This window comes from Paenibacillus sp. 01L418 (genome assembly GCF_056400045.1).
In genome coordinates, this window is record NZ_JBFTSN010000088.1 from 1 (window position 1) to 19,701 (window position 19,701).

14 protein-coding genes and 1 pseudogene are annotated in these 19,701 nt (G+C 43.8%); 7 read left to right on the forward strand and 8 right to left on the reverse strand.

The features are described from left to right. The first annotated feature begins 939 nt into the window (after positions 1-939). The 5 genes and pseudogenes from AC1DSE_RS13545 to AC1DSE_RS13565 form a co-directional block, all read left to right on the forward strand. Positions 940-1,599, forward strand: coding sequence for a DUF2238 domain-containing protein (locus AC1DSE_RS13545; RefSeq protein WP_477508854.1), 660 nt, complete (start codon positions 940-942; stop codon positions 1,597-1,599). A gap of 789 nt (positions 1,600-2,388) precedes the next feature. Further along, positions 2,389-3,093: a L,D-transpeptidase family protein gene (locus AC1DSE_RS13550; protein WP_477508855.1), complete on the forward strand. Its 705-nt coding sequence runs from the start codon at positions 2,389-2,391 to the stop codon at positions 3,091-3,093. Positions 3,094-3,225: 132 nt separating this feature from the next. Continuing rightward, on the forward strand, positions 3,226-3,552 hold the full coding sequence (locus tag AC1DSE_RS13555) for a WGxxGxxG family protein (protein WP_339204196.1): 327 nt from the start codon (positions 3,226-3,228) through the stop codon (positions 3,550-3,552). Positions 3,553-3,726: 174 nt separating this feature from the next. Then, positions 3,727-3,924, forward strand: a complete 198-nt coding sequence (locus AC1DSE_RS13560) for a hypothetical protein (RefSeq protein WP_477508856.1) — start codon at positions 3,727-3,729, stop codon at positions 3,922-3,924. Between the two features lie 32 nt (positions 3,925-3,956). Continuing rightward, positions 3,957-4,174: pseudogene (locus AC1DSE_RS13565) on the forward strand (manganese catalase family protein); the annotation flags it as partial. Positions 4,175-4,628: 454 nt separating this feature from the next. On the opposite strand, the gene AC1DSE_RS13570 reads toward AC1DSE_RS13565, so the two are convergent. From AC1DSE_RS13570 to AC1DSE_RS13600, 7 genes are all read right to left on the reverse strand, one after another. Then, positions 4,629-5,126 (reverse strand): DUF1854 domain-containing protein, encoded by a 498-nt coding sequence (locus tag AC1DSE_RS13570; protein WP_441880547.1) that lies wholly within the window; start codon positions 5,124-5,126, stop codon positions 4,629-4,631. 1 nt (position 5,127) lies between these two features. After that, positions 5,128-7,362, reverse strand: coding sequence for an ABC transporter ATP-binding protein (locus AC1DSE_RS13575; RefSeq protein ID WP_477508857.1), 2,235 nt, complete (start codon positions 7,360-7,362; stop codon positions 5,128-5,130). Positions 7,363-7,399: 37 nt separating this feature from the next. After that, positions 7,400-7,843 (reverse strand): S24/S26 family peptidase, encoded by a 444-nt coding sequence (locus AC1DSE_RS13580; protein ID WP_477508858.1) that lies wholly within the window; start codon positions 7,841-7,843, stop codon positions 7,400-7,402. Further along, positions 7,836-8,114: a PqqD family protein gene (locus AC1DSE_RS13585; RefSeq protein WP_477508859.1), complete on the reverse strand. Its 279-nt coding sequence runs from the start codon at positions 8,112-8,114 to the stop codon at positions 7,836-7,838. The genes AC1DSE_RS13580 and AC1DSE_RS13585 overlap by 8 nt, the downstream gene beginning before the upstream one ends. Further along, on the reverse strand, positions 8,111-8,905 hold the full coding sequence (locus tag AC1DSE_RS13590) for a hypothetical protein (RefSeq protein ID WP_477508860.1): 795 nt from the start codon (positions 8,903-8,905) through the stop codon (positions 8,111-8,113). Before AC1DSE_RS13590 ends, AC1DSE_RS13585 begins: the two co-directional genes overlap by 4 nt. Before the next feature lie 101 nt (positions 8,906-9,006). Further along, positions 9,007-9,153, reverse strand: a complete 147-nt coding sequence (locus AC1DSE_RS13595; protein WP_157265932.1) for a hypothetical protein — start codon at positions 9,151-9,153, stop codon at positions 9,007-9,009. A gap of 136 nt (positions 9,154-9,289) precedes the next feature. Beyond that, on the reverse strand, positions 9,290-10,447 hold the full coding sequence (locus AC1DSE_RS13600) for a nucleotidyltransferase domain-containing protein (RefSeq protein ID WP_441880537.1): 1,158 nt from the start codon (positions 10,445-10,447) through the stop codon (positions 9,290-9,292). A gap of 639 nt (positions 10,448-11,086) precedes the next feature. Here AC1DSE_RS13600 and AC1DSE_RS13605 point away from each other — a divergent pair. Both AC1DSE_RS13605 and AC1DSE_RS13610 read left to right on the forward strand, forming a co-directional pair. Beyond that, positions 11,087-11,680 carry a ferritin-like domain-containing protein gene (locus AC1DSE_RS13605; protein WP_477508862.1) on the forward strand — a complete coding sequence of 198 codons (594 nt, stop codon included), beginning with the start codon at positions 11,087-11,089 and terminating at the stop codon, positions 11,678-11,680. A 308-nt stretch (positions 11,681-11,988) separates the two neighbouring features. After that, positions 11,989-12,255, forward strand: a complete 267-nt coding sequence (locus AC1DSE_RS13610) for a translation initiation factor 2 (RefSeq protein WP_441880531.1) — start codon at positions 11,989-11,991, stop codon at positions 12,253-12,255. Between the two features lie 689 nt (positions 12,256-12,944). On the opposite strand, the gene AC1DSE_RS13615 is transcribed toward AC1DSE_RS13610, so the two are convergent. Next, positions 12,945-19,541 (reverse strand): S-layer homology domain-containing protein, encoded by a 6,597-nt coding sequence (locus AC1DSE_RS13615; RefSeq protein WP_477527783.1) that lies wholly within the window; start codon positions 19,539-19,541, stop codon positions 12,945-12,947. Between the last annotated feature and the right edge of the window lie 160 nt (positions 19,542-19,701).

Consider the following 19,701-nt stretch of genomic DNA (forward strand, 5'->3'; position numbering starts at 1 on the left):
CCATTACCTCTTTGACCGGTATCCCTGCTATTCTCATTTCAATTGCTTTTGCCTTTATTTCCACTGGATAACTTACTCTTGTTGCCAACGTAAAAACACCTCCAAGGTTGTCTCCATATCTTACGACATGGTTGCATTTTCTTGAAGGTGTTTTGATTTGTCTCACGTTATGGGGTCAGTCCCGTGTAAAAACAATTGACTCACGTTTTTTTATTCATAGCATAAGATATATGACTACCATATCTAAGTCCGTCTAGCCCTCCCAAACATCCGGAGGGTATTTTTTATGTAAGGTAGGACAGTTAGCTTCATACATTCGGCTGCTCGGGTACTTCTTCCGTTATGCATCCCATTAAGTCCTTCCATGTAGTTCTGTATTCAACGAATTTTGTTGCTCGATCGCACTCACAGCAAGTCATCTATATAACCCTTTAGAAGATACAACACTTTTGGCGAATGCACAGGCGATCTGCCTTCCTTAGACATAAAATAAGCCATTATCATAAATTTCAGGAGGTCTTAGTGATTAGCATGAAGAAGAAATCAAAAAAACTAAAACCGTACATTCGATTAAAAGGCCGCCACATTGTAAGTACATTTAATGAGCTTGATCTTCTGGAACCTCGTCCAAATAAGCAATTAAAGTCTTTACTCCACCAGATCTATAATTACTTACCGTCTGGATCATCATCTAAATGACTTCTATTCCAATTGGGTTGTCTGGGATTAATACTATCCCAGCATCCCGTTTAGAAAGCACTACGTTACTTCTCTTGCATCTTGCACCTCCCACGGTCTTCGGTATTCACTCTTTTTTTGCTGCGATAATTTTGGCTTCCACTAAAATTTGATTTGCTGATTCATTACTTGCCAGCGATCTGTATTTATTTTTCTAAAACCGGGAATCATACGATCACCAATGTAAGGAGTGAAATTCCCATGACTAAAGAACGAATGGATTGGACAAGTACAAGCATTCCTTTTGCTCGAAATAAACCTTTAAAATTCATGATCTTCATCTTCATCCTATTTTTTGGTCTTATGGCCATATCACCCACTGAGCGATCTCAATGGCTAGCTGATAGCTTACCGCTAATCTTGGTTATCCTTATCCTTATTTTCACTTATAAATGGTTTCGTTTTTCAAATCTGTCCTATCTTCTGATGCTTGTTTTCTTTTGTCTTCATACTTATGCGGCACATTATACATATGAAGGCACACCATTTGACCATTGGCTAAAAACATTGTTTCATACAAGAAGAAGCTATTACGATCGAGTCGTTCATTTCTTCTTTGGATTGTTCTTTGCTTTTCCATTCTATGAGATTTTAAAATCCAAAGTTAAGTTACGCGGAATTTGGTCAATAGCTCTGCCAGTTGCCGTTGTGCTCAGTTTTAGCGCACTATTCGAGATCTTAGAAATGTCTGCCGCCTTAATAGCCGGACCAGGTGGCGAAGCCAAATTTGTTGGAATGCAAGGTGATATCTTTGATACGCAAAAAGATATGGCATTAGGATTACTTGGTGGAGTCGTATCGATGGGTATTCTCGTATGGATAATCTGGAAAGGTGATAATGCTGCTTCAGTTTCAGACTAATCTATATTTCGCCCAAATTCTAGGCAATGGCGTACATCTATGCATTATCCACTAATGGATATAATATCTCAGGAGGAGATATTAAAGACTTAAAAAAATACTGGATGCTCTCATTGATCAAGCAAAGATGGAGATTGAAGAATGTGATACATTGCTTACTGATAACGGAATTGCTTCCGTACCTGCAAAGAGAAAGGTTGGCAATTTCTTGCTCGGAATCAATACTAATTTTTATATCAATGAAATGCAATTGCTGAAACAGTCGAAATTCCTATAATTAGAAGTTTTTTGTTTTGATTCTGCATATGATTTATATATTTTTGTATTAAAACTTCTCAGAAGGATACAATAAATGATGCTTCACCATTCTCTATGCTGCATTTCGAATGAATTCGAAATGCAGCATTCTTTGTTTCTGTATCTCAGTCAAATGATTCTATTGATAATATATAAATCTGCCATTTGCCTTTCATTAGAGATGTTAAAGCATGGCAAAGCTCAGGGCCAATTAAACTACACCCCATTTGTTAGACACAAACTAACAATTGAAAGTGAATTACTAATGACCAGAATAAAAAATCATTCGGGTAGAAAGCCTTTAAACGGTTGTTACAATTGATCGAGTTTTTATAAATCACTACAATAAATTGGGGCTTCCTAAAATTGAGGTCGATATATTACCAAACAAAAAAATGTGCAATGATTAAATGTCATTATTCAGAATGAAAAATTAGATCAGAGGATAAGCTACAGCAATAGCTAAGAAAATAAATTTTATGGTGACTACAGATGAATCGAAAAATAACTTTCCTCTTTCTTCGAGTTTTTGCAATAGCTTTGCTTATTTTGAGCGCGATTGAGGTAATCAATTTTCAAACAACTAATGCCGAACCTTCGCTACCGATCGTAACTGATCAAAGAGGGTTTTCTATCGAAGTTTATCCTCAACAACACAGATTAATAGTACGGGCACAGGGAAAGGAAATTAAAACTTATATCGTCGCCGTCGATAATCCGTCCACTCCAACCCCTGTTGGGGAATACAAAGTCGTATATAAGGGAGAAAACTGGGGTCCCTCTTTTGGTCCACGATGGCTAGGATTAAACGTCCCTTGGGGGAATTATGGCATTCACGGCACGAACAAACCGTTTTCTATCGGGCAGCATTTGAGTCACGGTTGTATACGTATGCGCAACAATGATGTCATTGAATTATTCGAAATGACTCCACTCGGGGCTAAAGTAACGATATATGGACACATATTGGGGGATCCGAATCATGAACCGAGGGATTTGGCGGAAGGTGACGTCGGAGGAGATGTACAACTAATTCAGTCTCGTTTAAAGAGCTCCGGATACTTTAATGGAATATGTAATGGAAAATTTCGCTCGAATACAACTACGGCTGTGAAAAATTTTCAACGTGATCATCATTTGGCGCAGAACGGTGTTGTATCAAATAAGGTATATGAGGAATTGGGATTGTTGGAATAAAAGAAACGTGATAGCCAAAGACGCAAAACATTTTCCGCCACGCCTTTAATAACAATTAATTTTTTGTATAAATTTAAGCTTTACTACAAAACATATCATTGTATTAAAATCAAAACAGAGCGAGGTAATCAAATGAAAAATATTTTATTAATTGGCTTTATCAGCTGTTTAATGATGTTCAACTCAATTTCTGTATCAGCGGAAAGTAACGCTAATACACCGGGACAAGAGCTTCGTTACGATGTCAATCGCGTCACTAATGACACTAATCGTGCATTAAATACAGATGACTATCAAAATTATCGAACCAATAATTACAATACATCTTTGAACGCTAACAACTATAGAACAAATGCAACATCAGATAATCGTGGTTCAAATTGGGGTTGGCTTGGTCTTTTAGGTTTACTTGGATTAGCGGGTGCTAGAAATCGTGCTCGAGATCGTGATCGTGCTTAAATGTTGAATTAGATTACTTAAATACCCTCAGTTACACTGGGGGTATTTGTTGGCGATTATTAATGCATTGTTTATCTACTCTCGAACACATTAATCAAGTCGTCAATGGAAATAATTGTGCTTGTGCTTGTATTCAAGTTATAAGTCAACCCATAAAAGAGGATAAAACAGCTAGTGTCAAAGCAAACTCAACAAGCTGCACAAATTATTCAAACAGCTTTACAAGAACATCAAATGGCACTACAACAACTACAACAAATTCCCAATATCTGTAATCAAATTTCACTTACACAAATAACAAACTCACAGGTATATGCCTATTCAAACATGAATAGCCAGCAACCATTAGGAGTAAATCACTATTCACATTAAATATATGTTCTTTGTAATCTCATGCGAAGAATGTGTGGAATGAGGAAAATAGGTACTTCTACAAAGAAGATTTAATTAACAACATCGTAATAGACAAGCCTGATCCACAGCAGCTAAGGTTATACAAGAAACCTAAGGACAATCTGGAGAAATGAGAACAATGATGCAATACTTTTTTCAGAGCAGCACCTGTGGATGCAACGGAAACTTCCGTTTGTACCCGAAACGAATCGAAGAAGTATTCAGCGGACAAACTAGCTAAAACAATGGTAATTTGGAAGAGTCCAGGGTTCTACGATATGAACGCATGAATCCTTCCAGCCGTGAAATTATCATATTAATATCTATTTTTCTTCAACAAAAAAACCGCGATTTAGGCGGTCATTAATCGGCTCATATTCTTGTCATCCGACAGATGTTGTCAATGTATGATGATTTCTATTTGAGACATAAAAATAACTTCTCTTCCTATCATCTGATTAGTCTTAATTGTATTCTCAACATTTATTTCATTGATTCTTTGTCTTGTTATTCACGGGCAGATTTACGTATTTCAAGCGAGCGGGTGCATTCATTTAATAGGTATTGACAGAGTCTGCGCGGTTTCTTCTCGATAAGTAGTTAACAAAAAAAGTCAGTGTTTTCATATGAGGATGACCCTTTGATTTCCAAACGAATACCTCCTGACTTTTACAAACCGTATATCAGATCAGCTTCTTCCAATATTCACGGCTTCGGGCATCCATCTGCTCCGGATCGGACAGCTCGAAGCGGCGTCCTTCATTGTCCGTTACCATCCAGCGGCTTTCCGTTACGGGTTGGATATTTTCATGAAGGTTATCCATGACCAATGCTGTCGTGCCATAATTCGTATCGACCTGCAAATACCACTCGCTGCCTCTTTTTCTAACAGTCAGGATTTGTTTAATGACAGGAATCATATAATTTCGGTCAAGCTCTTCTCGTACCGTCTGAAAGCTATCTTCCGCGAGAAGCTTCACATCCTGTATCATTGCAATTTCACGCCCTTCCGCCGAGCGAACCGAGATGAACCTGTCGGGCATTGTATACGGAAAACTGCGAATAAGTGTTACACGGGCAAAACCCTTACCTTCCTGCTCCAAATGCAAAATACCTTCAGAAGATCGGAACAAWCGGATTTGACTCAGCTCCGAACGGCTTAAAAAGAATAACGGGTTCATCTTATCCGACCTCCGATGGTATTTTCGCTGTTTGTTTTTGCGATTCGACCAAACGATAATAATGCGTTTGTTTCGCGTAAAGCTCTTCATGCGTCCCCATTTCAACAATGCGGCCTTGGTCGAGGACTACAAGCCTGTCTGCATGACGTAAAGTGGATAGGCGATGGGCAATCGCGATAGTGGTTCTTCCCCGGAATAAGCGGCTTAACGCTTCTTGAATGAGCCGCTCCGTCTCCGTATCTACAGATGCTGTCGCTTCATCTAAGATCAAAATCTCCGGATCAAGCAGCAGCGCTCTCGCAATTGCGATTCGCTGTTTCTCCCCGCCCGATAAACGGTGTCCGCGTTCCCCAACCCGCGTATCGTAGCCTTCCGGCAGACGACAAATAAAATCGTGGGCATTCGCGGCGTGGGCAGCTGCGATAATGGTCTCCGGCGGACTATCCGGACGGCCGTAGGCTATGTTCTCGGCAATCGTACCATCGAACAAAAACGTTTCCTGAAGCACGACGCCAATATGCTTCCGGAGACTCTCCTGCCGGATATCTCTCAAGTCGTGCCCGTCAAGCGCAACGCTTCCAGCATTCGGGTCATAAAATCGGCAAATCATGTTTATGAGAGTCGTTTTCCCTGCACCGGAGCGGCCAACCAGTCCGATCATTTCACCGGGACGTATAGTGAGGTTAATATCTTTTAGCACCGGTCGTTCCACTTCATACCCGTAACGTACACCTTGAAAGCGGATCTCGCCAGAAACGGAAGAAAGCTCTACCGCGTCCAGCTTATCAGGGACATCAACCTTGGCATCGATGATTTCGAGAATCCGTTCGGCCGAGCCAAGCGAGCGGTTTAGCCAGCTTAATAGCTGTCCGGAGGCTTGAACAGGCCCGAAGAACATAAGCAAATAGGTCGTAAAGGCGGTCAATGTTCCAATAGACATGGTGCCGGACATGACCGATCGTCCTCCCAAATACCAAACAGCGATGCCGAACACAGCCGTCAGTACCGTAAAAATCGGAGATACRCCAAGCCAAAGATTACCGAAGGAAATCGTGCGATTGATCCAATGATTATTCACCTTGTCAAAACGGTTTTTCTCGGCATTTTCCTGCGCAAAGGCTTTAATGACTCGAATGCCTTGTAGCGCTTCGCCAATCACATTGTTGACATGCAAAGCAGATTGCCATTGCGAATACCAAAGTGAGCTCAGCCTCTTCCACAGCCAATAGAATCCAGCAAACAAGAATGGGGTCGGGATCAGAATCATCGCTGCCAGCTGCCAATTCAGATGGAATAGCATAAACAGGATGCCTACGGCGAGCAGCATCTGCGTGACTAGATACACCATGCCGTTTGTCAAAAATTCTTTTAATTCATCGGTATCATCCTGGATACGGCCGATAAATTGAGAGACCTGGCGGTGATCGAAGAAGCGCATCGAAAGCTTCATCAAAGCGCCGAACATATCCCGGCGGATCGCCCCTACCAGTTTCCCGCCTATACGAACGCCAAGGTAGCTTCGAATGACTTGCATCGCAGCAGATAAGACCTGTACAAGGGCCAAACCGCTTGCCAATGCAAAAAGCACGTTCAAGCTTCCAAACGGTTTGGCCACTTCATCCACAATCATTTTGATCAAATAGGGTGGGATCACTTCAATAAATACGGATAAAACAAGCAGCAGCGCACTTACCAGCATGGGGCTTCGGTACGGGGTACAATAAGCCGCCAACCTGCGCAGCATGGACCATTTGCTGCTGCAGTTTAAACACTTGCTTGTACCGGGAGAGACGGTTTTGTCGCATTTTGAGCATCTATACGTTTCCGTACTTTCTTCTAGAGCTGGGAGGGTAAGACCTCCAGTTTCGTCCCTTTCCGCCAGCCAGTTCCTTATCGCGGGAACAGCCTGTCGGAAAGGTTCAATGTACGGAAGCGAGAATCTCGCAGCTTCTATCTCGCCATCACCGGTTATAATAAAAAACGATGCTCCGCCGAAAGCCTCGCGAACGGATACATCGATCATGTTATTCTTATGGAAGGTCATGATGGTTTTCCCTTGCCCGTCCACCATTTCCATGGTTAAGGTCTTGAAAACAACCTCGTAATGCCAAAATCGTCGTAGGTTGAAATCCACATCCGCCCTTATACGGAGCCATGGATTCTCCGTATCCTGTTGTTCTACTGCGACGCCGTTAACAGGTTTACCAGCTTCCCGCTTCGCATTCTCCGTTTTCAATTTAAAATACTCCTTTTTCAATGCCACTCTCCGGCAGTTACATATAACGCTCGTTTCTTACTGCGCACCATCGAATCACTTTGTGCCATTTTGGTACACGCAAAGCCAGTACAGCAAGCAGCCTGGATCTCCAATGATTCGCAGCTTGAAAATGATTGTTACGGCGAACGCCGGACCATCGACCCAGAATGCTTGTGAACGTTACGGGATCATCCGGCTCATAGCATGTATCTCCCTTGAAGATAAATAATTCCTTTGAGCCGTCCTGCTTTACGGCGTACAGCCGGTGTCCGATCAACGCACCTTGGTCCGTAACAAATAAACAGATATCGCCAATTTTCAATTTTTCCCGTTGCACGGACAAGAAAGTGCTTACGTTTCCTTCCTTGATCAAGGGATACATGCTGATACCCGCAGAGGGCAGCTCGATCTTTCCGGTTCGCTGGATTACTGCTGACATAATTGGCGTCAAATCATGCATTTATTAGCAGTCCGGCCTCAATCAGCATTTCAACAAACGCCTGAACGTCATCGAGGACAACTTCCATCTCAACGCCGTATTCGGTATGTACTTTTTCGGCCAGCTCTGCGACAGTTGGAAATTCGGGAAGAATCGACCAAATATAACCTCCAAGCTCGTTCACTTTCGTGATGGCGTGGGTGTCGATGTTCAGCAGCAGCCACTCGCCATCCAGCTCAGCCGTCTCGATATTTTCCCGTCTCAGCAGTGTTTTGTTTACCATTATCGTCATGATATCACTCCCCAAAAGGTATCGTTTTTCTGAAAATATAGCTCATAAGCCGGTACACCTTCTGCTGCCTGCTTGCAAAGTGCAATCATCTTTGCCGTTTCCAGCTTGTTATGCTCCCAATAAAAAACCTTATCCAGCAAAGAAATCAGCGCGTCGCCTTTGCGGATACCTACCCGCCTTACATCCTGCGATTGAATCAGAAAATGAATGCCTGCCAAGGGACTGCTTGGAAGCTCGCATGCTTCTTCCATTTCGCTCCGAAATGGGGAATCGTGGATTGTAATCGAACCATCCGGCTCAAACAATAGGAGCGTAGCCTCATCGGAAAGAATAGGACGGGGAACGGAAAGATCAGCTACCGTCGACTTGCCTGCTCCCGATGGCCCGGCGAACATCCAAGCGCGGTCATCCTCCACCACGCATGACGAATGGATGAGCAGCCCTGCGCGCCGATAGATCAGCCAGGCGCTGTAGAGATTGATTAAGGCGTGCTTGAGTGCAAGGTCATCGTGAACATAAATTTTTGCCTGGCTGTAATCAGGTGTTGTCACCAGCTTATAGTCCGCACGGATATAGACATATTCGCCGCCGTTCTCTTGAATCTCGACAGGACCGTCGTCGAAAGGTTTCCCGTAAAAGTCGTAGACCTCCACCTGAATGTCAGGCGCTTCAAGATTTCCACTTGCTTTAAAGGAACGAAAACGCGCGGTCAATTCATCATATAAAAAGGTAGTTTGAATTTGAAAATCGATCGAACTCCTGCCGACCTGTGTATGCAGTGTGTACGTCATTATGCACCGCCCGTTCTTCAGAAGTTATTCCTGAGAATAAAAAGGGAGCAAACTCGATCGTTAGCTCCGCTTCTCAGATAAAATCTATCATTGCTTTCTAGTTAGCCTCCAATATAATGCCTGCAAAACATAGGTTTAAAATTACGTTTTTGGCACCATTCGTAGCCACCGACTTTATCGCTTGGTCTCGCTGTTCCAAATTCGACAGTATGCTGCGTAAGTACTTTAGGAGCTTCATATTTTTTCATTTCATTCACCTCCTTTCAAGGAATTTATGTCATATTATAGTGATAGTCAATGATATTTATGAAATTTAGTAAAATAATACTATGATAAAATGTATTAATACCTGCTTTTTGTATATATAAAACAAGAATATTCGATTTAATTCTTCTTTTGTTTGGCACGAATGGTTCGAATCCAAAATTGTAGTCTTCTCTTATAGATTTTGGCATAGATTTTGCTCATCGGCTCATTCGAATCCGGGACATCTGATCTATTGGCATACTTTAATAGGTCCAAGGCATAATCTCTTGGCGGCAGCAGTAAATAACGCAGATGCGCCCACTGTTGTTTAACCGAATCGTAGGCGACGAAGGCAGAAAACAGATGGAAGCCATAAAATCGCCAGTTTCTGATCCCGAATTGGGCATTTCGCATCAGTTCGATATTCCAAAGCGGCCAGCGTCTCCGTACGTTTAGCGGCTTGGTTTCATGCAGCTCGGGAAACAAGTCATAGACAATTGTCAGCGCAATAAGTACTTTGGCATAGTTCCCATCGCTCTTTGCCTGTGCAAAGAGCTGGCCATAGTCTATTTCTGCGCTACAGCATCTCAGGACGTGCAAAATATCGATAACGTACTTCAGTGATAACATATTATGGTTATAGCCATGAAGGCATAGGTAGTAAAAGGTGTCCTTGGCCGAAAGCTCCTTCACCAATTGATAGGGAGAAATCGGTTCTGCATCCATCCAAAAGCAGCTCATATCCGTATCCGAGACATGTTCACGCAAAATATTCCAATGCAGCTCCACCCCGAGCAGCGGGAAATCCTCATTCGCATAAAATTTATTCAACAGCATATGGAAATGATCCGCATCGTCTTCTATATACCGGATAAACTCATGGCGCTCCAATAGGGCAACCGCCTTATCCAAATCTTCTGGACGTACAAGCAGATCGATATCGGATGTTCCCCTGCCCGAAAAATGTCCAAAAAAACGTTCAGACAACCGAATGCCTTTCAGCACGATCACTTGAATTCCTGAACGCTCAAACGCATCAAGAAGCTTGTACATCTCGGAGCGGATCAGCATGTTTTGAAACAAAACAGCATCCACGCCCGATTTAATCCTGCTTCGGTGCTCGGAAGGCACGGCCTCCAATAAGCCGCTGCTCTTCAATAAATAATAAACTTGGGGAGCGACTTGGAAAATATCGATATCGTCAATTGCTGCTTTAGCTGTCTCCTCGGAATCAAATAACGGATGTTGGTTTTGGTAGATCCGGCTTATAAGCGTTACCGCTTTCGATTGTTTCATGAGCCGCTCCCTTCACTTTCGTTAATAAAGTAGTTTCGGATTTATAATGTCGTTTGTGGGGGTATGCGTACGAAGCCAATTGAGAAAATTTTCTAATCTTCGAAGATAAATCGATTATTCGTTGCAAAGATAAAGCGCTTGTCTTCACCGCGCAGTAATAGCATTTCACCACCTATAACACGAAAAGACCCTCCAAAAAAGGCAATCAGACTTTCTAGACAATCTTCTAATTCCGATCACCGGTTTGAAGGGAAGAAATAGTATTTTCGTCATGAAACAATATCTTTTTCATCCATAGTCTTAGAAGACAAAATTTCAATTCAGGTAATTAAATAGCAATATAGAGATAATTCACTCGACTATCATTGCAAAAATTGTAATACTTCAGCTTTAGAAATGTCATATAATCGACACGTTCTTTTCCATACCGACCRATCTTTACTTCTAAACAACCGAAAACCTCACTTTTTCGTTGCCGTTTGAATCCATCATTCCAACTGGATTGTTTCATCTGTCTTTGCAAATACTTCCCCTCCTACGTTCCTCAATATCCAGTGATGTTCCTATAGAGAAAGCCCACTCCCACTAATAGGTAACTGCATATGATGGGTTTGAGCCTAATTTTAAGGAGTGAATCTTTTGAATAAAATAAGTAATAGATTAGCATGGCAATATCATTTGAAACTGGCTTCAACTTTCAAAATGCTTGCTGATAAATATGAATATATGGACCATCCATTGCATCTCTACTATGGCGGCGAATACCGCAAACACTTAAATGAAGTTGAAAAACATTTTCTTGCGTTAAATCAGACACAAAATCCTTCTGAAGATATGATGTTTATTGGTATTGGAGAATTATCAAAATCTTTAAATGGAGAATATTCTGCCATTTACTGCTATGAACAACTAGCAAATCAAGCTCCAACCGCTGATATTAAAAATAAAATACTCGAAATAAGAAATGATGAAATTAGACATTTTAACATGTTTTCGCAAATATACACATGGTTAACTGGAAAACAACCAATTCCAGAAAGAACAGAAGAATGCCAAACAGATTTTCAAAAAGGAGTATCCGTAGCATTTAATGCTGAGCAAGAAATTGTTGATTTTTATCATGAGATAGCAAGAAAAACTGATAATCCTGTTATTAAAGATTTGTTTACACAAGCTGCAGCAGATGAACAAAATCATGCAGTTTGGTTTTTGTATTTTATGAATCACGACTAATTAATTTATCAGAAGCCGATTCCTATTTCGGCTTTTCTTTTTACATGGTTTGGTATCTAACCACTTGCTCCTTGTCAAGTTTCTCCGTATTTACGCTGATACTTGAATCAAAGTAGTAACTCCTTACCTCTTTAAGGCAATAAATTGAGTGATTACATTGCCAGGGTAACAAGCTAATCTAGTCAGCCCATGTACATCAACTATTCATCGAGTTAAATCAAACTAGGTACCTCTTCCCACATTAATTGCATATGTTGTGAGTATTAAGGAATCCTTTAACTTTTGATCTACGCAGGGAGAGAATGACTATGAACAACAATAAAAGCGAATTAAATGGAACATCTGATACAACAGATATTCAGGTTGCTAAACTTGCATTTATTGGAGCATCCATCACTACATTAGGAGATAGTATAACAGCAATCGCTGCTGGTCTTGCCCTAGAAGCATTAGTGAAATCCAGTAACAAGAGTTCTCAAAGCCAAAATAAACATTTAAAACAGTTAGAAACATCGCAAAAACAGTTAGACCATTTATTAACTGAATTAAAACAATTCAAAAAAAACATTAAATAATGTTTGATGACCTCATTGAATATTTTTTGTTTAATAGCACCTAAAAAATCAAAAAGTAAACCATTTGATATTGTTTATACTAAATAGCGAGTAAACCTAATAATCAATATTCGGAACAAATCTATATCCGTTTACTATTTTTCTCCAACCATTGCGATAGATTACCTAGGCTCATCTTCTTCTGAGCCACTGATATAGCTTTCTAAAACAGTTCCATCCTCTCTGCCTTCAGCTCATAACCATTGAGCTGCAGCTATACCTTCAAAATAAACAGCTGCCTTATAAAATAAACCAGGATACTGCACTTCTCCAAAATACTTGTAAATATTCATCTTGATTCCGAGCACTAAACAAATTAAATACTGGCGTAAGTAATAAAATAATCAATACCTATTTCATGGCCTTTCCTCAATGTATTCGCTCATAATTGTAATGGGAACGTGTACCGATTGGCGTTCGCTTCAATCTTAGTTGTCCCTAAGTCAACTATGACTTTTGAGACAGCCCCTTCCTTATTTTTTAAATATATGACTTATGCAGTTTGAGTAATTAACTGGTAATAAGCAACGCTGCGACAACTCCTTTCTCAGTTTAGTGAATGTCTCTCTCGGAAACCATCCGGTGCTGTTATAAAATTCAGGCCCCCGGTTCATTTACCGGGGGCCTGGCTTTAAAGAGAGGATAAAGCTTTAATTGCTGGATATCTCGAGCGCTCTAAGCAGGATGACTGCTGCTTGTGCTCTCGTTGCCGTTTGGTTCGGCGCAAATTTATTGGCACCGATGCCCTGAACGATACCTTTCTCAACTGTTGCTGATACTGCGGCTTTCGCCCATGCCGGAATGTCGGCATGATCCGCGAACGCAGTTGCCGCATTGGCTTTTGCGGTCAGACCCTGCGCATTAGCAATCATCGTCACCATCTYGGCGCGGCTGATCTTCGCGTTCGGCCTGAAGCTACCATCGCTATACCCGTTCACGATGCCAGCTTTCACGGCCTGTGCGATACCTTGCTTCGCCCAGTCGCCGATGCGTTCCTTATCGGTAAACGCCAGTACTGCTCCGTTGCCTTCCAGCTTCAGAGCACGGGCCAGCATCACCACGAATTGGGCGCGCGTTATCTCGCCGTTCGGCCTGAATGTTCCGTCAGCATAACCGTCGACGATGCCCTTCGCAGCCGCTTTCTTGATGCTTGCTTCCGCCCAGTGGCCTGTTACGTCGCTGAACGTTGCGCCTGCACCTGTGTTTTCTTCAGGCTCTTTCTTCGCTACGGCGAATACCGCGAACTTCGTGAAGTGATCGACTTCCGCCGTAATCCGGTTACCGCTCACCATCCCTCCGATTTCCACCCAAACCTTCTTCACCTCATCGTAATAGAAGAGAGAAGCGATCTGATTCGCTCCGACTGTTGCCGAATCGAACGTTAACGTGATCGTGATCGGTTTCAAGAATTTCTCTGTAAAGTTTTTCAGAATCTCATAGACCGGGCTAAGTAGAATGTCCTTGTTCGTTACGAGCTGCGAGGTTTGGATCACCTTCTCCACCGTAATCGTCAATTGCTTCTCCGATGCTCCGGCAGGAACCACGATGGTGACGGCATTTTTTTCGAACTGGGCCGTCCCCCCTGTGCCCGCAGGCAGTGTTTGTTTGCTGTCAGTTGCAGGTGCGGTCGTTCCTCCTCCGCCTGTCGAGGCGGCGGCGCGTTGCACGGTAATCGTGTATACTTTCTTCGTCGCTCCGTCTTCTGCCGTTACAGTTACCGTTACGGCGTTGTCACCGACAACCAGGCTGTTGCCGCCTGCGACAGCGACAGTTGCCTTCGAGTCGGACCCAGTTGCCGCTACCGTCACAGAGGTTTGACCGTTCGGCACATTCAACGTGTAGTTCAACGTATTGGCGTTAAATCCGTTTATTGTCGTGCCGTCCACTTTCAAATCGCTCAGTTCGGCATTGGAAGACAGATCCGCTGCCCCGCGCTTTGCGATAACCGTATAGACCTTCGTTGTTTCTCCGTCTTCTGCTGTAACGGTCACCGTTATAATATTGTCTCCAACAACCAGGTTATTGCCGCCTGCGACAGCGACAGTTGCCTTCGTGTCAGATGCATATACCGCTACCGTCACGGAAGTTTTTACGTTTGGCACATTCAACGTGTAGTTCAACGTATTGGCGTTAAATCCGTTTATTGTCGTGCCGTCCACTTTCAAATCGCTCAGTTCGGCATTGGAAGATAGCCCCGCTGTCCCGCGCTTTACAATTATCGTATAGACCTTCGTTGTTTCTCCGTCTTCCGCCGTAACAGTAACCATTATCGTGTTGTCTCCAACAACCAGGTTGCTGCCTCCTGCGACAGCGACGGTTGCCTTCGATTCGGACCCGGTTGCCGCTACCGTCACGGAGGTTTTTACGTTTGGCACATTCAGCGTGTAACTCAGCGTATTCGCGTTAAATCCACTTATTGTCGTACCGTCCACCCTAAGATCACTCAAATCCGCGTTCGACATCGGTACATTTTCGAATTCAGCCGTCAATGAAACCGGGTTTGCCGGCATCGTAAATGTCAGTGGATTTGTTGTGTTGCTTCCATATGCAAGCCCTGCCGCACTCCATTTTACAAAGCGTTGTCCGTTTGGAACAGCCGCAGTTACTTTAACCGTCGAGCCTTCCTCAACCTGTGCAGAACTTCCTGCGGCAGCACCGTCTACTTCAACCGTTCCACCGGCAACAGTTAGAGCAGAGATTGTTCCTTCTTCTTCCTCACCAAGATTAAGCACTCGAGGCACGGGAATGCTGTTCGTTGCATCCCAATACCATACGTTCGTAAAGTCCCATCCCAAGGCTTCGAAGGTTCCTTGCTGTGCAAAATCAGCAGCCGACTTTGAAGCAAATGCTGGGATAATCACTGAAGGCAACCCACTAGTGCTTAAACGCGCTCCGTCATAGTAATTGACTTTATTGGAGTCCACAATTGGCCTGCTGCTGGACCAATACCCTGCGATTGGACCAGGGGCAGGTCCATTAATTGCATTGGCTACCACATTGCCATTTAAGGTTTGGAGCAGATTTCCAGCAGAACCGCCCATATCACCAACCATTGCACCGGAATATGTGCCAAGCTTATTAAACGTTCCACCCACATAGTTATTCAGAATGACGGTTGGCGAAGTCTCATATCGAACGGGAATAGGCGAACCTGCACTGTTCCAACCTGTACCGCCAATCAAGCCTCCAACTGTTGTTCCACTCACATCTGCAGATACGAAGGAATTTAGCAAAGTGGCTGCATGGAGCGTACCTACAATACCGCCAGTAATGCTTCCACCGGTGACTTTACCACTCACATAGCTGTTTTCAATCGTGCCCATGGAAGTTCCTGCAATGGCACCTGTGCTATTGCCACCGGTAATATCGACATTCACCAATTTCAGATTTACGACTTTGCCTCCATTGCCGATGTAGGCAAAGAAACCTGTACTGCTGTTTGTCGTTGAAATTTTGAGATTACTTATCGTATATCTTTTTCCGTTGAACGTGCCTATAAATGGCTTTGATGTGTCTTTTCCGCCGATCGCGGCAAACTCTACATCCTTCATATCAATATCCGCCGACAACTCGTAATTCCCATCATACGGATATTCAGGCGTACCGAAATTCTGCGACAATGCAACCAAATCGCTTGAAGTTTTGATTGTTATTTTATCCGAGCCCCCGCCAAGTTCAAGAACGCGAGGCACGGGTGCGTTATTCGTGGCATCCCATTTCCAAATGCTCGTAAAGTCCCATCCCAAAGCCACGTAAGTTGCTTGCTGTGCAAAATCAGCTGCCGACTTCGCTACAAAAGCAGAGACGGTTCCCGAAGGTATGCCGCTTGTGTTTAACTTTGCGCTGTCATAGTAGTTCACTTGATTGGATTCAACGATCGGCCTGCTGCCTGACCAATAGCCTGCGAGCAGCTTCGTAGGATTTCCAATAATTTCAGATGAGAATGTATTGCCATTAAGGGTCTGAAGCACGCTGCCCGAACCGCCGCCCATATCACCGACGATACCACCGGTATATTGAGTTGCACCGATTCTTGTAACCGTACCTCTCACATCGTTATTTAAAATTACATTTCCAACTGTTTGTTGAATAAGCGACCAACCAGAACCGTTATAATTGGTGCCTCCTATTAAGCCGCCTACTGTGGTCCCGCTAACATTTGCGTTCATGACCGTGTTTTGCAATGTACCCGCATAGAGCAGCCCTGCTATACCGCCTGTATAACCGGTGCCGGTTACTTTGCCGTCCACATAGCTGTTTTCAATCGTACCGCTGGATACCCCTGCAATAATTCCAGTTCTATTCATACCGGTTATGTCTACATTCGCCAAATTTAGATTTACTACTCTTCCACCAGTTCCGATATAAGCGAAGAAGCCCGTGCTAGTGTCAGTGGACGAAATTTTGAGATTTCGAATGATATAACCTTTTCCGTTAAATGTCCCAATAAATTGTTTTGGAACCGTGTCTCTGCCGATCGATGTAAACGTAACATCTGTCATATCAATATCCGCCGACAGTTCGTAATTCCCGTCAAATGGATATTCAGGCGTGCCAAATTTCTGTGACAGTGCAACCAGATCGTTTGCTGTTTTGATTTTTATTTTTGCTGAGCCGCTGCTGGCAAGCGGAGTGACCTTGCCTGTGGCTATGCTGGTAACAACTCCGTTATAAAAACCTGTTCCCGTTGCAACAGCTCGCAAATATGAACCTACGTCCGCCGCTTTGATCGCGTAATTAGCAGCTGTTGCTCCAGCGATAGTCGTCCAAGACGTACCGTCCTTCGAGATTTCCCATTTGAAGGATGCAGTAGCGCTCACCGGCGTAATCGAGGCATTCAATATTTGCCCTTCTTTGGCAAACCCGTTGACGGCAATATTCGTGATCGTAAATTCATCGACTTCCTGCGGAACCGCTGGATAATTCCAGGCATTCAAATCATAAGTACGTGGTTTATTGGTAACCAGCACGTCAACATCCCCGGTTTGCAGTTCATCGTTTTTATCGAAACCTTTGCTTGTCACTCTAATTTGATCAGGCGAAATCGAAATATTGGCAAATCCCCGTCCGACTTCTCTAATATCGACGTACGCAATGGCAGGATTTTCTTTGTATAACGATCCACGGTTGTCATTATTTGCAGAGTAATTCGTTAGATAGGTTGTCCCGTCGCCGTACTCTGCAACGACTTTGCCGCTTGCGAGAAGCTTGGTGCGGGCATAAATATGGTCATGTCCCATCAGCACCACATCAATTCCCGCTTCATCAAAAGCGTTCGTCCAGGAGGCTACAGGAGAGGCCATCCGATATCCGAACAACGTTTTGTGAAACATTCCAACGCGCCATTTGGTCGGATTTTGTTTCACGACAGCTTTCATCCAGTCTTGCTGTGCTTTGATCTGCGCGGCGGTGCTCTGATCCTGATAATCCATCACCAAGAACAGCGTGTCGCCATGTACAAAATAATAGTTGCTGGACTCGATCTGCAATTTCGTCGTACCTGAAACCATACGCTCTGTGCCGTCACCGCCGCCGTAGAAGGAAGCACCATTTTTAGGCGGATTGTGGCGACCTAAAAAGTTCTGCAGCGTTGGGTCCACAGGAGTCCAGCTGTTGTTGGCCCAGCTGTTGCCCGCTCCATCGAACTCATGATTGCCCGTCGCCATGTAAAGCGGCACTTTCGAGAACAAATCCTGATTGGCCTCAAAGAATGCATCCCATTCCCATGTGTCGAAACCAAAGTTGACCTGGTCGCCCGAGCTCAGGACAAACGCAGCATCCGGAAAATCTGTAAAGGCTTGCGTCAGCGCCTTTTTACTCATTTTATTATAACTATCGAGCGTTGCTGCATAACCTCTGGTATCGTTTGCTTGGGCATCGGAAATCCAGTTGAAGTTAAAAGTATCGATGTTGCTGGCAGGTGTCATGAAGCTGGCAGGCGCTGTAACGCTCGTCACATTTTGAACGCCGTCACCTACGCTATACACATACTCCGTCCCCGGCTCGAGGACAGCCGTTTGTGCTTTATGGCTTTGGACCGGGTCGACTGAGTATTGCGTCCCTGCGCCTGTATACTTCAAATTCTCAATATTGCTCCTCAAATCTACTGTGAAATTGGTTCCCAAAACAAAATCCGTGAACTTGCCGCCGTTGCTGTCAAAGTCGGATTTTTTCGCATAAAAGAGCTGCGTCGACTTTGTTGTTACTGGAGTTACCCAGTTAAAGCGGGCAATGTACTTGTCTTTCACCGTCTTGCGTGTATCCTCATTGAAGTTGTCGAACATAAATGTCACCGAGGCAGGCACTTTGCCGCCGCCTGTTGGCTGGGTGATCTCGTTCCCCGATTTGGTAATGGTGAATTCATCGATGACTCGGAAAGGCTTGTCAGAGCCTGTCGCTTTATAATACGTTTTATAAATGATTGCATTGCTTGTAACCTCAGCTCTGCTATATACACCTGGTGAATAGATGGATCCGCCACCTGTACCCGTCTTGTTGATACGAAGGTCATAGAAATAGTCGTTCCAAGACGTGTCATTGCTGCCGTGCAGGCTGTACGCATAGTTGTACACCGATCCGCCTATGACATAGGTCGGCGCTTCGCCAAACTTMGCTTTTTGAATGCTTCCTGTTCCCGCCGCAGTTGAGATTGTCTTTAATGTGGTTCTGGCATAGGCATGCTCGTGACCGGCGAGAACCAGATCGATGCCGGCATCGGTAAACTTTTTACCGATTACATTGTCGACTGCATAGTGGCTTGAACCCGGGTCATAAGGCGAAGCGTGCAGATTTACGACCTTCCACTTTTTAGTCGACGCTGCCGTCTCATCAGCCAGAAATTTCCATTGTACGGCATCATCACTGGAATTCAGACCAAACGAATTAAGAGAGATGAACAAAGCGTCTCCATATTCAAAGGAATACACAGTTCCAGCAGCAGCCTCAGACAGACCGCTTGGTCTCTTCAGAGTTGTATAATTAAATCTGTTTGTATACTGAATGGAATCTTTATCATAGATTGAATTGTCATGATTACCAGGGGTAGCCATGATCGGCATCGTACTAGAAAGGTTTTGAGCGGCATCAAAGAAATACTGCCAGTGGTCTGAAAAACTCGCATCCTCTACTACATCGCCATTATGGACGAGAAATGCGGCATCCGGATGGTTCGCCTTGATATAATCGTACAAGTCGGCGGTGTTTTGATACGTGCTTGGGGATGTTCCCTGCGTATCAGGAGTGATCAAAAAAGAAAACGGTTTCCTAGCCGTAGGATCTGCAGGCGCAGTAAAGCTAGAGACCGCGGAATAACCGTTGGTTGTGTTTCCTACTTTGTAATAGTATTTGGCTTCTGGTGTCAGATCCTGAACAACTACACGATAAGTACGTACCTCTTTAACGTTAACC

Bases quoted from the DNA above. Each gene is read 5' to 3' on its own strand.
- AC1DSE_RS13610 (WP_441880531.1), top strand. From the start codon at position 11,989: ATGAACAACAATAAAAGCGAATTAAATGGAACATCTGATACAACAGAT.
- AC1DSE_RS13555 (WP_339204196.1), top strand. From the start codon at position 3,226: ATGAAAAATATTTTATTAATTGGCTTTATCAGCTGTTTAATGATGTTC.
- AC1DSE_RS13595 (WP_157265932.1), bottom strand. From the start codon at position 9,153: ATGAAAAAATATGAAGCTCCTAAAGTACTTACGCAGCATACTGTCGAA.
- AC1DSE_RS13585 (WP_477508859.1), bottom strand. From the start codon at position 8,114: ATGACGATAATGGTAAACAAAACACTGCTGAGACGGGAAAATATCGAG.
- AC1DSE_RS13545 (WP_477508854.1), top strand. From the start codon at position 940: ATGACTAAAGAACGAATGGATTGGACAAGTACAAGCATTCCTTTTGCT.
- AC1DSE_RS13550 (WP_477508855.1), top strand. From the start codon at position 2,389: ATGAATCGAAAAATAACTTTCCTCTTTCTTCGAGTTTTTGCAATAGCT.
- AC1DSE_RS13580 (WP_477508858.1), bottom strand. From the start codon at position 7,843: ATGCATGATTTGACGCCAATTATGTCAGCAGTAATCCAGCGAACCGGA.
- AC1DSE_RS13600 (WP_441880537.1), bottom strand. From the start codon at position 10,447: ATGAAACAATCGAAAGCGGTAACGCTTATAAGCCGGATCTACCAAAAC.
- AC1DSE_RS13590 (WP_477508860.1), bottom strand. From the start codon at position 8,905: ATGACGTACACACTGCATACACAGGTCGGCAGGAGTTCGATCGATTTT.